The following is a 15,161-nucleotide window of genomic DNA, read 5'->3' on the forward strand; positions in this document are numbered from 1 at the left end:
CCTCGCCACAGGAGGAGACATGCCGGGCTTGCTCAAAAGAGCGCGCGGCCAAAGGCCGCGCTGGGCGTCCTCCCTCAATCCGCCGCGTCCTTGACGCCACGGAACCCGAGCGCGCCCGAGCGGTCTTTCGACGGCGCCATCAACAGGTACTTGCCATGCTCGTTGAGCTTGTACGCTTGCGGGAAGTACCAGTACGAGTTTTGCGGCTGGTAGTAGCTGCCGCCGCGCAGCACCGCCGCGCGGGTGTGCTCGTCGGCGAACTCGTTGGTCCATTGCCAGACATTGCCCACCAGGTCCTCGACGCCGAACGGGCTGGCCGCCTGCGGACGCTGGCCGACCGCTTCCGGCGCGGTCATTTCCCGCCCCTTTTCCGGCGCCGGCACCATCGCCGCGTTCCACTCGTTGCCCCATGGGTAGAGGCGGCCGTCCCCGCCCTGCGCCGCATACTGCCATTCCCATTCGTTGGGCAGGCGCTTGCCGGCCCAGCGCAGGTAGGCGCGCACGTCGTCGAGCGACACCCACACCACCGGGCGCTGCGCATCGTCCGCCTTGGGGGCGCCAGCGGTCCAGTGGCGCAGGAAGTTATGCGCGTCCGCCGGCCGGTAGCCGCTGGCGTCGAGAAACTGCTTGAACTGCGCGTTGGTGACGAGGTGCTTGTCGATGTAGAAGGTTTTGATCGGCACGCTGCGCACGTGGTGCCGGCGCGCCACCGGCTCCCACGGATATTGCACATCCAGGCCCGGCTTGTTCTCGCCTTCGATCTCGATGCCGTGGACCTGGAAGTCGAACAGCGCGCCGGGCACCTTCACCATGCCCTCTGGCGTGGTACGTGCCGCCGGGGAGGCGGCGATGGCCACCATCTTTTGCCGCAGCGGCGTCCAGGCGTTCGCGTACGATGCCAGCGGCCGCGCGGCCTGCTTCGCCAGCATCTTCAACGTCGCCGCCAGACCCTCCACATCGACGCCCGGATCGAGGCGCAGCACGGCGCCGTAGCCATGCGCTTCCAGCGCGACGCCCAGTTCGGCGTAACCGTTCGCCACCGTCGGCGTCATTTCCTTGCCATCCCAGACGTCGAAGTAGCGTTGGCCTTGCGCATGCGGGACGCGCATGATGCGCCGGTCGACGCGCCAGTCGGTACGGTTGATGAGCGTCCACAGCGTCTTGCCGGGCAGCGGAAATTCGCTGGCGTAGACGCCGTGGTGCAAGGTCGGCACGTGCGGCCGCCAGCCGCTGCCGACCAGCTGTTCGGGGAAAGCGCGGTAAATGGTCGCGATGCGGCGCAAGGCCTCGCCGTCGCGCGGCGTGATCCGGTTCCACCAGCCCCAGACATTTTCCCAGCTCTGCACGCCGACGCCGTTGAAGAAGGCGTCCTGCAGCAAGGTGGTGCGGTCGGTCGCCCAACGGTCGCACACATGGACCTGGTGGCGCGGCTCCAGCCATTTCCATTTACTCACCAGCGGCACCGGCGACGCCGGCCAGTACCCCCAGCTTTGGTTATTGTACGCGAGCATGCGGTCGTCGCTGAACGATAGCTCCGGCTCCAGCGCCATGGCGTGGCCGGTGGCGTCGGCGGCGGTGCGGTACTCCAGCGGCAAGCCGAACATCGTGTCGCCGTTGATGCCGTCGGCGCCGATCTCGGCCATCAGCGCGGCCGTCGCCTCGTGGATCGTCGTGCCCGGATCGCGCGAGCCGGTATCCCAGGGCATGGTCGGGAAGAACACCTTGACGCCGCGCGCGTGGAAGTCCTTGATCATCCGCCGCACCCCGGCCACGCCGCCGGGCAGGTCGCGCAGCATGTCCCACTGGTTGCGGTCGTCGATGCCGATGTTCGGATAGACCGGCCATAGCAACACGCTGTCGATGCCGCCGTAGCGTTGATTCAAATCGTCGAGGAAGCGGTCGACGGTGTAGCGGCCGGTGGCCGGATCGTACAGATAGCGGTCTTCCATCATCGCCTGGGTTTGCACGAAATCGCGTTGCGTCCAGCGCAGTTCCGGGCGCCGGTACTGGGCGTCGTCGTAGCCCATCTTCGCGAGCTGGTCGAAGCGCCACGCGCGCATCGCCGCCAGCCAGGGGGCGTGCTGGCCGGTGGTGTCGCGCTTCCAGTTGTTCAGGCGGGCCAGCCAGTCCGCCTCGCCGCTGTCCTGCTGATCGGGGCCGAGGATCTGGCTGCCGCGCACGTCGATTTTGAGCGGTTCGGCGGCGGCAGCCGCCGGTCCGGCGTTCGCCAGCAGGATGCCGGCGAGGCAGTGAACGAACAGTCGGGCGTGTGCATGGCGGCGGCTTGGTTTCATCGTTGGCGGTTCCGGGGTTCGACAGGTTCGTGGGCGACACCACATTGTCCACTAGTTGCGCCCGCCAGGGAACTGGAAACCGCCGCGCTAATGCCTGACGATGGCACGCAGCCGGCGCAACGCGATGACCGCAGCCGTCGCGCTCAGCAGCAAGCCGCCGATGCTGAGCGCGATGATGGCCGCTTCGCGCGGCCAGGACGGTGTCAGCAATACGGGAATATCCCAGCTGTGCAGGAAGTTGAACAGCCAGCGTCCCAGGCGCTGGGTTTTGTCGGCGCTCAGCTCGACCTGGCCGGTGCGCGCATCCAGATACACCCACGTATTTTCCGGATCGTCGAACACCGCGCGCAAGGCCGGCAAGCGGCGTTCGTTGGCGCCGTACATGGACGCCTGTTCGCGCGCGAAATACTGCGCGTCGTAGCTAGTCAGCATGTCGAACGACGCCACCCGATACGGCAGCAGCCGGCGCGCCGCGTCCTCAAGTTGCCACAGGGGCCAGGACGTCAGGATGCGCAAGCCGCTGCCGGTCGCGTCCACAATGCGGGTGTCGTTCATGCCGTCGCGCGCCAGGATGAACGGGTGGCCATTCAATACGCCCCACTCCAGCTCGCGCGGCGCAAAGGACCCGGTGCGCAGGCGCTCGAGCACCTGCGGTACGGTTTGCGGCAGGCGCAAGCTCGCCGGCGATGCACCCTGCATCGCGATCGCGTCGGGGCGCGCGCCCTTGGCGCCGAGGATATTGAAGGGATTCATCGACATCAACCCGCTGAACATCCAGGTGCACAGCACCAGCCCGAAAACGAGGCCAAGGATGTGGTGCCAGCGCATATATGCCTCGCGGTACGGCGTGCGCTGACCGCTTTTGTAGCGGCCGCTGAATCGCCAGCGCCAAACGCCGTTCAGCAGGCCGGTTAGCGCCGACAGCACGCCGACGGCGGACAGGCCGATCAGGGTCCAGGTCCACACCGGATCGGTGTTCTGCTGGCGGATCATGTACATCCAGTGCAACCAGGCGCCAACGAAGTTCCAATAGCGCTCGGCGCGCGGCGCGTCAAGCACCACCTGGCCGGTCGAGGAAGACACGTACACCCTCGTCGACGCCTCGTCACCGAGGTCCACGATATGCAGCGGACGGTGTGGATTCAAGGCCCGCGAATGGGTCCAGCGATCTTCATCGACCGCGCCCAGGTACACCGCGTCGGCGCCAGGCTTAAAAGTGCGCGCGGCGGCGATCGCGGCGTACTTGTCCGCCGGGCCGGACGCGGTGCCGCCGACGGCGTCCACCCGCGTGTATCGCCCGTCCCCTTCCAGCAACAGATAATGCGGGCGGCCGGCGACCGATGTCAGCGTCAGCCGCTGGACGTCGGCCGGCGCGGCGCTGTGCGCCAGCGCGCGCCCGGGCTCGATGCAACAGCCCGCTGTTGGCAACGGCGGCAGCGCGCCCAAGCGCTCCCACGGCGTCAGCTTGGGATAGCCGACGAACAGCATCACCACGCCGCTGACGAACCACAGCGCCATCAACACACACATGACAATGCCGGTCCAGCGGTGCAGCAGATAAATATAGCGTCGCATCGCGCCTCCCGGTCAGAAGCGGTGGTTGACGATCAGGTCGACGCGCCGGTCCTGGCCGTAGAACCACTGGGTCGCCGAATAATACGCGGTCGTGAAATAGCGCTTGTCAAAGACATTGGCGACCCGCAGCGTCAGATTGGTGTCGGCCGATAGCTTCCAGCGCAACGACGCGTCGGTGACAGCGTAAGCGGGCAGCTTGAGCGTGTTGGCGTTGTCGGCGTTGCGTTCGCCGACATAGCGCAAGCCCGCGCTGGCGGTCCATGCCGGCATCAACTCCCAGTTGAGCCAGATGTTGGCCAGGCGCCGGGGCACATCCGGCGGCACGTTGCCGGCGCGCGAGACCAGGCTTGCGCCCGACGCTTCACTAAAATCGTCAAACCGCGCGCGCAGCAGCGAGGCGTTGGCCTCCACGCTCCATCCCGGCGCCAGCGCCGCCATCACCGTCGCCTCGATGCCGCGCGAGCTGCGCTCGCCGACCTGCACGCTGCGCGCCGGATTGGCCGGGTCGCGCGTGAGCAGATTGTTTTTGGTGATGTCGTAGAGCGCCAGCGTCCATTCGCCGCCCTGCGCGAAGGCCTGCTTGACACCAACCTCGAGTTGCCGGCCGGTCGCGTTCTTGAACTGGCTGTTGGCCGCCGACAGGAAGAACAGGGAGCTGATCGGATCGGCCGCCTTGGCGTACTGGCCGTACAGCGCCAGCGACGGCGTCACCTGGAACACCGTGCCCAGACGCCATCCGACATTGGTCGAGGTCTTGTCGTAGGCCAGTCGGTTGGCGACCAGGTCGGTGCGGCGCAAGGCCGCATGGTCGTAGCGCACGCCCGCCAGCAGCGACCAGCGCTCGTCCAGCGCCAGCCGGTCCTCGGCGAACAGCGCGTACTGCTTCGCGTAGCTGTCGTAGCGCGGGATGGTCGGCACCGGGCTACTGAACGAACCCGGCACAGGATGATATGGATCGACCGAGGGCGCACTGCCGACATAGGTGTTGTTGGTATGCTTGAGGTCGCTGGAGTTGACGTCGAAACCGACGGAGAACTGATTGGCCAGACCGAGCAAGGCGCCTTTGAATGCGGCGTCGGTGGTATTGCCCGTTTGCGATTGCCGGTGGTAGATCTCGGTGGCGTCGGAACGGTCGATCAGGCGCGTTACGGGGTTGTACCGGTACGCCTCGATATCGCGCCAGTGGCGGTCGCTGTCGATGTCGTAGAAGCGGCTGCGCACGCTGACGTTGTCGTTCGGACTCCAGTTCACCAGCAGATCGATCCAGCGGTCGTCATAGCGCATCACGCTGTCGGCGACGTTGTAGTTCTTTTCCGCCAAGGCCGGATCGGGCTTGCCGTCGATCAGCGGCGTGCCGAAATACTTCATCGGCTTTTGCCTGCCCTTTGCCACGCCAAGCTGCACATTCAGGTGCGGGGAGATGTCGAGACGTAGCGCTCCCGAGAAGGCGCCGGTGCTGTATTCGCCCCGCTCCACCCAGCCGTCGGAGCGGTCGGTGCTGGCGTCGACGCGGTACGACCATTTGTCGTCGATGGCGCCGCCGCTGCCGACGGCGAATCGGCGGCTGCCCTCGGTCCCCAGGCCGGCCTGCAGCTCGGTCTGGATGGCGCCGCGCGTGGGCTTCTTGGGCACCACGTTGATCACGGCGCCGATCGCGCCGTCGCCGTAGATGACCGAGGCCGGTCCGCGCAGCACCTCGATGCGCTCGATGGACCAGGTGTCGAACGGGAATGTGAGGCCGGCGCCGCCGTACTGGCGCATGCCGTCGTATAGGCGCATCACGGAGAGCGTGTCGGTGAAGCCACGCGCGGCAACCGAGGAGCCGCCATTGCCGGGATGCGGCATGGCGCTGATGCCGGGCGCGCGGGTGATGGCGTCCAGCAGGCTGGTGTCGCTGCGCCGCTCGAGCTGGTCGCGGGTGATGGCGTCGACGCTGGCCGGCGTGTCGAAGCGGCTCAGGTCGAGGTTGGAGCCGGTGCCGGTCTGGGAACGCAGGCCGCCGTTGTCGGCGCGCGAGGACACGACCACCGTGGGCAAGGTGGCGTCCTCCCCGGCGGGGAAGGCGCTGGCGTTGGCGGCCAGCAGTGGCAGCGCCAGCGCGCAAAAAGTGGCGACGCGGGTGCGGGCCGCAGGCAAATGGGAAATAGTGTTCATGGTATCGGGACGCGAAATGGATAATCCGGGCCGCCATGGGCGGCCCTCGGCAGACGGCGTTACCTGGCAGCGGCTGCCTCTATGCAGCGGCGCGGTCAGGTGCGTGGGTCTGGAGTACGTGCTTGTGCGGACAGGCGAAGCCGCCAGCACAGGCCAGGCGGATATCAGGCGGCGGGCGGACCGCGCGGATTCGCGACGACCCAGGAAAACAGCGGCGTCGGGGAACGGTAGAACAGCGTTGGCCGTTCCGAGGTGATCTTAAAGTGGGGAAGCCGGGCCGGTGCGGGCGGCAGCACAGGCACGTCGAAGTGAACCCGGCAATAGGGGCAGTCGTTCATCATGCCGGTTTGCTTGCTGTCCGAATCCGGCGACTTGACGATATTGACGCCCATGGCCGAACAGATTTCAAGCAGCACGGCGTTCGCCGCGCCATCCGAGGCGAATGTACGCGAGAACGCCGGCATCAATGCCGTCATCAGCATGGCTGCGCAAAGCAGCCATGCGACGTACCGTCGTCGCTGTCGTGGAATGAACATTCGACTATTTTACGCCATGTGCGCCGGGGTGCCGACAATGAACACCTCGCGCGCGCCTGCAAACGCCGTGCAACTAGCTTTTGTTGCCGCCCTTGTCGATCAGAACTTGCATCTGACGATAGGTCGATGCGGCGGTCGTACTCGCCTGGGAGGGGACGCTTCCGCCTCCCCCGGTCGCCGTCGACACCGCCGTCTCATACTTGCTGATGTAGTCAGTCAACGCTGCCTTGTAGCTGCCAAGGTCGGAAATGTCCTTGTCGCCATAGCGGCCATTGACGGTGACCCCCACATCCTCCTTATTTTTGATCATCACTTCGGCGACGCCCAACGACTTCCTGGCATTTTCGAGCGACAAGTCGGAGATGTTCGGCAAGTACATTTGATGACTTTCCATGCCTTCGGCCGAGAACTTTTTTTTCACATCCTGAAGTTGCTTCTCGGATGCGGTCGACGCCGCCGCCATATCGGCCCGGGCTTTGACGATTTCAGCCTTTTGTTCGGGCGTTTGCACCAGGGCTTTACCCAGGTACGACTCGCTCCTTCCGGTGACAGCGACGCTGGTGGGGCGCCGCGGCGCTATCGCGTCCGCGCTTGGCACGCTATTGTTGGAAATGGTGGTCATCTTTCGCTCCTTATCAGGACACCGGATACGTCGAGTTGTCTGCGGTAACAAAGAATTCTATCGTATTCCCCCCGGTAAACCATCCCAGGAGCATAACACCGGAATCCCCCGTTCCATTGTTATTGATATCCGACCACGATGTGATATACAAGTCGTCGCCCACCCGCTGTTGGTAAATATCCGCACCCGTTGCGACATTGTTCAAATATAAATAGTCGTTGGTGCCTGCGGCGCCGGTATCCCGGATGGTGACAATGCCGGTCGTATTGACATTATAAATATCGCCGCCTTCCCCGCCGTACGCCTCGCCGCCGCCGTTGAGGAAGAATTTGTCCGCGCCGGCATCGCCATACAAGGTGTACGCGCTGCCGTATCCGGTGAGCGTATCGTCGCCATCGCCCCCGTGCGCCGTCCCCGCGCCCGTCACCGTCAACTGGTCGAGGCCAATGCCGCCGTCGGCGGCGGCGTCGGTGACGCTGATCGCGTCATTGCCGGCCTCGCCCAGGGCGACGCTGCCGGCGTCGTTCGCCGCCGTGAAGATCGTATCGTTGCCGTTGCCGCCATACAACATATCCACCTGCACCGCGCCGCTTGCCGCGACGATGGCCGGGACAGCGCTGCCAAGGCCGCCGAAGATCGTGTCCGCGCCATCGCCACCGTTGATGGTGTCGTTGCCGTAACTGCCCTCCAGCGCATTGCCGAGCGCGTCGCCGGTGAGCGTGTCGTCGAACGAGGAACCGATCAGGTTCTCGATGCCGGTGAGCACATCGCCGGCGGCATGCCCGCCCGCCGCGGTGGCCGCCAGCAGATTGATCTGGACGGCGGCGTTGCTGGTCAGGTACCACGCGCCATCGAGGCCCAGGCCGCCATTGATCGTGTCCGCTCCGGCGCCGCCCATGAAGATATTGGCGTTGCCGTCGCCAACCAGCACGTCGGCGAAGCCGGTCGCCTGGATGGCCTCGATGTTGGTCAGCGTGTCGCCGGCGGCGATCCCGGTTTGAATCTTCGACGCGAGGTCAAACGTGATGCCGGACGTCGCCGTTTCATAGCTCACCATGTCGATCCCGGCCAGGCCGTTGAGCGAGCGGGCGTCGCCATTTTCGATGAAGATGTCGCCGTAGTTGGAGCCGGCGATGCGTTCGATATCGTGGAAGGTGTCGCCCTGGCCGTTTCCGGAGAAATTACCGGTGGCGAAGTTCAGCGTGATGGCCGTGCCGTCCACGTAGCTGACGGTGTCGATGCCGGCGCCGCCATGGAACTCGTCGGCGCCGGCGCCGCCGACGAACGTGTCGTCGCCCGCGCCGCCGGTGATGATGTTGTCGCCCGCGTTGCCGGTGCCGCTGAAGGCGGCCGTGCCGGTGTAGGTCAGCTTCTCGACGTTGCCGTAGCCGGCGATGCTGAGCACGGCAAGCGCGGTCTGCACTTCATCGACGCCGCCGCCGGCCGCTTCGGTCACCACGACGGTGCCGATGCCGACGGTGTAGACGTCGTTGCCGGCGCCGCCGCGCAGCGTGTGGCCGGCGGTCGACGAGGCCAACACGTCGTTGAAGGCCGAGCCGGTCACCGCTTCGAAGCCGAGCAGCACATCGCCCTGGGCGTCGCCGCCGGAGACGGCGTTGGTCGTCAGGTTGACGTTGACGGCGGCCGCCGAGGTCGAATAGTCGATGGTGTCGACGCCGGCGGCGCCGTCGAAACTGTTGGCGGCGGCCGTGCCGCTGAAGCTGTCGCCCAGGTTCGAGCCGCGGATCAGCTCGATGCTGTCGTAGGTGTCGCCGGCGGCGATGCCGGTGTGCACGCCCGTCTTGAGGTTGACCGTGACGCCGGCGGTGGCATCGAGATAGCCGACGACGTCGGTGCCGGCGCCGCCGAAGAACGCGTCCGCGCCCGCGCCGCCGTAGAGCGTGTCGTTACCGATGCCGCCGGTGATGATGTTGTCGCCGGCGTTGCCGGTGCCGGTGAAGGCGGCCGTGCCGGTATAGGTCAGCTTCTCGACGTTGCCGTAGCCGGCGATGCTGAGCACGGCAAGCGCGGTCTGCACTTCGTCGACGCCGTTGCCGGCCGCTTCGACCACCGCGACGGTGCCGATGCCGACGGTGTAGACGTCGTTGCCGGCGCCGCCCTGCAGCGTGTGGCCGGCGGTCGACGAGGCCAAGGTGTCGTTGAACGCGGAACCGGTCACCGTCTCGAAGCCGAGCAGCACGTCGCCCTGGGCGTCGCCGCCCGACACCGCGTTGGTCGTCAGGTTGACGCTGACGGCCGCCGCCGAGGTCGAATAGTCGATGGTATCGACGCCGTTGCCGCCGTCGAAGTTGTCGGCGCCGGCGGTGCCGGTGAAGCTGTCGGCGTAGCCCGAGCCGCGGATCGCCTCGATGCTGTCGTAGACGTCGCCGGCGGCGATGCCGGTGTGGACGCCGGTCTTGAGGTTGATCGCGACGCCGGCGACGCCGGCATCGGCGTAGCTGGCCGTGTCGATACCGTCGCCGCCCTGCAGCAGGTCGGCGCCGGCGCCGCCGGTGAGGACGTCGTTGCCGGCGCCGCCGACCAGCTGGTCGTCGCCGGCGCCGCCGTTGAGCGTGTCGCCGCTGGCGCCGCCGGTGATGACGTTGTCGCCGGCGTTGCCGGTGCCGCTGAAGGCGACCGTGCCGGTGTAGGTGAGCTTCTCGACATTGGCATAGCCGGCGATGCTGAGCGTGGCCACCGCGGTCTGCACCTCGTCGACGCCGTTGCCGTCCGCCTCGACCACCACCACGCCGGCGACACCGACGATGTAGAGGTCGTCGCCCGCCCCGCCCTGCAGCGTGTGGCCGGCGGTCGACGCGGCCAGCGTGTCGTTGAACGCGGAACCGGTCACCGTCTCGAAGCCGGCCAGCACGTCGCCCTGGGCATCACCGCCCGACACCGCGTTGGTGGCCAGGTTGACGCTGACGGCCGCCGCCGACGTCGAATAGTCGATGGTGTCGATGCCGCTGCCGCCGTCGAAGTTGTTGGCGGCGGCCGTGCCGGTGAAGCTGTCGGCGTAGCCCGAGCCCCGGATCGCCTCGATGCTGTCGTAGACGTCGCCGGCGGCGATGCCGGTGTGGACGCCGGTCTTGAGGTTGATCGCGACGCCGGCGACGCCGGCATCGGCGTAGCTGGCGGTGTCGAAGCCGTCGCCGCCCTGGAGCAGGTCTTCGCCGACGCCGCCGGTGAGGACGTCGTTGCCGGCGCCGCCGACCAGCTGGTCGTTGCCGGCGCCGCCGTTGAGCGTGTCGCCGCTGACGCCGCCCGTGATCAGGTTGTCGCCGGTGTTGCCGGTGCCGATGAAGGCGGCGCTGCCGGTGTATGTCAGTTTTTCGACATCGGCGAAGCTGGCGATGCTGAGCGCGGCGAGCGCGGTCTGCACCTCGTCGACGCCGTTGCCGGTGTCCTCGTCGACCACGACGCCGGCCGCGCCGACGAGATAGAGGTCGTCGCCGGCGCCGCCGCGCAGCGTGTGGCCGGCCGTCGACGAGGCCAGGGTGTCGTTGAAGGCCGAGCCGATCACCGTTTCGAAGCCGGCCAGCACGTCGCCCTGGGCGTCGCCGCCCGACACCGCGTTGGTGGTCAGGTTGACGTTGACGGCGGCCGCCGACGTCGCATAGTCGATGGTGTCGACGGCGGCGCCGCCGTCGAAGTTGTTGGCGCCGGCCGTGCCGGTGAAGCTGTCGGCGTAGCTCGAGCCGCGCACCGCCTCGATGCTGTCGTAGGTGTCGCCGGCGGCGATGCCGGTGTGGATGCCGGTCTTGAGGTTGATCGTGACGCCGCCGACGCCGGCGTCGGCGTAGCTGACGGTGTCGAAGCCGTCGCCGCCCTGCAACCGGTCTTCGCCGACGCCGCCGGTGAGGACGTCGTTGCCGGCGCCGCCGACCAGCTGGTCGTTGCCGGCGCCGCCGTTGAGGGCATCGGCGCCGGCGCCGCCGGTGATGACGTTGTCGCCGCCGTTGCCGGTGCCGGTGAAGGCGGCCGTCCCGGTGTAGGTCAGCTTCTCGACATTGGCGAAGGAGGCGATGCTGAGCGTGGCGAGCGCGGTCTGCACCTCGTCAACGCCCTCGGCGGCCTCCTCGTCGACGATGATGCCGGCCGCGCCGACCAGATAGAGGTCGTCGCCGGCGGCGCCGCGCAGCGTGTGGCCGGCGGTCGACGAGGCCAGGGTGTCGTTGAAGGCCGAGCCGATCACCGTCTCGAACCCGAGCAGCGTGTCGCCCTGGGCGTCGCCGCCGGAGACCACGTTGGTGGTCAGGTTGACGTTGACGGCGCCCGCCGACGTCAGATAGTCGATGGTGTCGACTGCGGCGCCGCCGTCGAAGCTGTTGGCGCCGGCCGTGCCGATGAAGCTGTCGCCATAGCTCGAGCCCCTTATCAGCTCGATGCTGTCGTAGGTGTCGCCGGCGGCGTTGCCGGTGTGGACGCCGGTCTTGAGGTTGATCGAGACGCCGCCGACGCCGGCATCGGCGTAGCTGGCGGTGTCCATGCCGTCGCCGCCCTGGAGCTGGTCGGCGCCGACGCCGCCGGTGAGCACATCGTTGCCCGCGCCGCCGACCAGCTGGTCGTTGCCGGCGCCGCCGTTGAGCGTGTCGGCGGCCGCGCCGCCGGTGATGAGGTTGTCGCCGGCGTTGCCAGTGCCGGTGAAGGCGGCCGTGCCGGTGTAGGTCAGCTTCTCGACATTGGCGGAACTGGCGATGCTGAACGTGGCCAGCGCGGTCTGCACCTCGTCGACGCCGTCGGCGGCGTCCTCGTCGATCAGGACGCCGGCGGCGCCGACGAGATAGAGGTCGTCGCCGCCGCCGCCGCGCAGCGTGTGGCCGGCGGTCGCTGAGGCCAGCGTGTCGTTGAAGGCGGAACCGATCACCGTTTCGAAGCCGACCAGGGTGTCGCCCTGGGCGTCGCCGCCCGAAACCACATTGGTCGTCAGGTTGACGTTGACGGCGCCCGCCGAGGTCGAATAGTCGATGGTGTCGACCGCGGCGCCGCCGTCGAAGCTGTTGGCGCCGGACGTTCCGATGAAGCTGTCGCCATAGCTCGAGCCCCGGATCTGCTCGATGCTGTCGTAGGTGTCGCCGGCGGCGTTGCCGGTGTGGACGCCGGTCTTGAGGTTGATCGCGACGCCGCCGACGCCGGCATCGGCGTAGCTGGCGACATCGACGCCGTCGCCGCCTTGGAGCTGGTCGGCGCCGGTGCCGCCGGTGAGCACATCGTTGCCGGCGCCGCCGACCAGCTGGTCGTTGCCGGCGCCGCCGTTGAGCGTGTCGCCGCCCGCGCCGCCGGTGATGAGGTTGTCGCCGGCGTTGCCGGTGCCGGTGAAGGCGACGGCGGCGCCGGTGTAGGTCAGCTTCTCGACGTTGGTGGAGGCGGCGATGCTGAACGTGGCCAGCGCGGTCTGCACCTCGTCGACGCCCTCGGCGGCGTCCTCGTCGATCACTACGCCGGCGGCGCCGACCAGATAAAGGTCGTCGCCGCTGCCGCCGCGCAGCGTGTGGCTGGCGGTGGACGAGGCCAGCGTGTCGTTGAAGGCCGAGCCGGTCACCGTTTCGAAGCCGACCAGGGTGTCGCCCTGGGCGTCGCCGCCCGAAACCACATTGGTGGTCAGGTTGACGTTGACCGCGCCCGCCGAGGTCGAATAGTCGATGGTGTCGACCGCAGCGCCGCCGTCGAAGCTGTTGGCGCCGGCCGTGCCGATGAAGGAGTCGGCGTAGCTCGAGCCCCGGATCAGCTCGATGCTGTCGTAGGTGTCGCCGGCGGCGTTGCCGGTGTGGACGCCGGTTTTGAGATTGATCGCGACGCCGCCGACGCCGGCATCGGCGTAGCTGGCGATGTCGATGCCGTCGCCGCCCACGAGCTGGTCGGCGCCGGTGCCGCCGGTGAGCACGTCGTTGCCCGCGCCGCCGACCAGCTCGTCGTTGCCGGCGCCGCCGTTGAGCGTATCGCTGGCCGCGCCGCCGGTGATGAGGTTGTCGCTGCTATTGCCGGTGCCGGTGAACGCGGCGATGCCGGTGTAGGTCAGCTTCTCGACATTGGTGGAGGCGGCGATGCTGAACGTGGCCAGCGCGGTCTGCACCTCGTCGATGCCGTCGGCGGCGTCCTCGTCGATCACGACGCCGGCGGCGCCGACCAGATAAAGGTCGTCGCCGCTGCCGCCGCGCAGCGTGTGGCCGGCGGTCGACGAGGCCAGGGTGTCGTTGAAGCCCGAGCCGGTCACCGTTTCGAAGCCGACCAGGGTGTCGCCCTGGGCATCGCCGCCCGAAACCACATTGGTTGTCAGGTTGACGTTGACGGCGGCCGCCGAGGTCGAATAGTCGATGGTATCGACCGCGGCGCCGCCGTCGAAGCTGTTGGCGCCGGCCGTGCCGATGAAGGTGTCGCCGTAGCTCGAGCCCCGGATCAGCTCGATGCTGTCGTAGGTGTCGCCGGCGGCGATGCCGGTGTGGACGCCGGTCTTGAGGTTGATCGCGACGCCGCCGACGCCGGCATCGGCGTAGCTGGCGATGTCCATGCCGTCACCGCCCTGCAACTGGTCGGCGCCGGCGCCGCCCGTGAGCACGTCGTTGCCCGCGCCGCCGACCAGCTGGTCGTTGCCGACGCCGCCGCTGAGCACGTCGGCGCCCGCGCCGCCGGTGATGACGTTGTCGCCGCTATTGCCGGTGCCGGTGAAGGCGGCGGTGCCGGTGTAGGTCAGCTTTTCGACGTTCGTCGAGGCCGCGATGCTGAACGTGGCCAGCGCCGTCTGCACCTCGTCGATGCCGTCGGCGGCCGTTTCGACCACCAGGACGCCGGCGGCGCCGATGATGTAGATGTCGTCGCCGGCCCCGCCCTGCAGCGAGTGGCCGGCGGTCGACGAGGCCAGCGTGTCGCCGAAGGCCGAGCCGATCACCGCCTCCATCGCGATCAGGCTATCGCCCTGGGCGTCGCCGCCGGAGGCAGCGCCGGTCGTCAGGTTGACCGTTACGCCGGCAGTCGAATTAACATAGGTCGCCGTATCCGTACCCAGTCCGCCATTGAGCACGTCGGCACCGGCGCCGCCGTCCAACAGATCGTTGCCAGCGTCGCCGAGCAGGCTGTCGTTGCCCGCAAGCCCGTATATTTGATCCGCGGTGGTGGTGCCAGCCAGGGATTCGCTGTTTGCCGTGCCAGTGATTACTGCCATTTTATCGATCTCTCAAAAAGGGGGAACTTCGGGTCGCTCGGGGGGGTAATTGCAAAAATCCGCATTGCCTTATTTCATGTTTACTGCTGGCAATTTTAATGCTCATGCAAGATTACAATCTAACCAATTGTCACAAACGCGAAATTTACTGAAGGTTTGCAACTGTCGGTGATGAGCGGGAATTGTCTCCCTGGAGCATCCATTGACTAATTCGACGGAACCCCGGCAAATTGATCATCGATGGCACTTTTGGCTACAAACGCTCGCTTGCAAGGCGCGGCTTCTACCTTGCGAGACTAGGCGTCGTAAAGAATGAAGAGGAACTGAATAAACTGATGAGCCAAACCCATCGGAAGTTAAGTATTGGCAACGCTCGGTTGCACTTCGAGGAGGGTCCGTTGCCGTGGGATATGTTGATCAGCCTGGCACCGGGCTTGATCGTTTAAAGCTATCCGCACCCACAACACCGGGCAACAAAAAACCCCCAGGCTTCACTATGAGCGGTGGGGGTTTTAGGACGTTGCCGACGTCAGCAAACGCTTATCTGGCGGAGACGGTGGGATTCGAACCCACGATACAGGTATAAGCCGTATGCATCCTTAGCAGGGATGTGCCTTCGGCCACTCGGCCACGTCTCCTAGTCGATCGCTCAACTATGACCACTTGCCGTGAAGCAGCAATGTGGACGCGAGTTATGATATAGATCGGTAGCCGGTTGGTCAAGGGTACGCCAGATAAATGTAACGCCGAGCGCTTGCCATATCGGCGCGTCCAGCCGTCCGCGCTTTGACCAACCTCGCTTATGATAGCGGTTCGATCAA

General features: G+C 66.8%; 5 protein-coding genes, 1 tRNA gene and 1 pseudogene. All 7 read right to left on the minus strand.

The genetic code is table 11. The annotated features are described in order from the left end of the window. Window positions 1-74: 74 nt before the first annotated feature. Complete coding sequence (locus NHH73_20115; protein USX24907.1) at window positions 75-2,294, minus strand: formylglycine-generating enzyme family protein; 2,220 nt, start codon at window positions 2,292-2,294, stop codon at window positions 75-77. Between the two features lie 87 nt (window positions 2,295-2,381). Further along, entirely contained in the window at window positions 2,382-3,869 is a 1,488-nt protein-coding gene (locus NHH73_20120; protein USX24908.1) for a PepSY domain-containing protein, read from the minus strand. Window positions 3,870-3,881: 12 nt separating this feature from the next. Next, window positions 3,882-6,023 carry a TonB-dependent siderophore receptor gene (locus NHH73_20125; protein ID USX24909.1) on the minus strand — a complete coding sequence of 714 codons (2,142 nt, stop codon included), beginning with the start codon at window positions 6,021-6,023 and terminating at the stop codon, window positions 3,882-3,884. A 164-nt stretch (window positions 6,024-6,187) separates the two neighbouring features. Continuing rightward, window positions 6,188-6,559, minus strand: coding sequence for a DUF2946 domain-containing protein (locus NHH73_20130; GenBank protein ID USX24910.1), 372 nt, complete (start codon window positions 6,557-6,559; stop codon window positions 6,188-6,190). A gap of 73 nt (window positions 6,560-6,632) precedes the next feature. Further along, window positions 6,633-7,181 (minus strand): hypothetical protein, encoded by a 549-nt coding sequence (locus NHH73_20135; GenBank protein USX24911.1) that lies wholly within the window; start codon window positions 7,179-7,181, stop codon window positions 6,633-6,635. A gap of 13 nt (window positions 7,182-7,194) precedes the next feature. Further along, window positions 7,195-13,788: pseudogene (locus NHH73_20140) on the minus strand (hypothetical protein). 1,097 nt (window positions 13,789-14,885) lie between these two features. Continuing rightward, window positions 14,886-14,978 (minus strand) — tRNA-Ser (locus NHH73_20145). Window positions 14,979-15,161: the final 183 nt, after the last annotated feature.

This window comes from Oxalobacteraceae bacterium OTU3CINTB1, assembly GCA_024123955.1.
Taxonomy (GTDB): Bacteria; Pseudomonadota; Gammaproteobacteria; order Burkholderiales; family Burkholderiaceae_D; genus Rugamonas.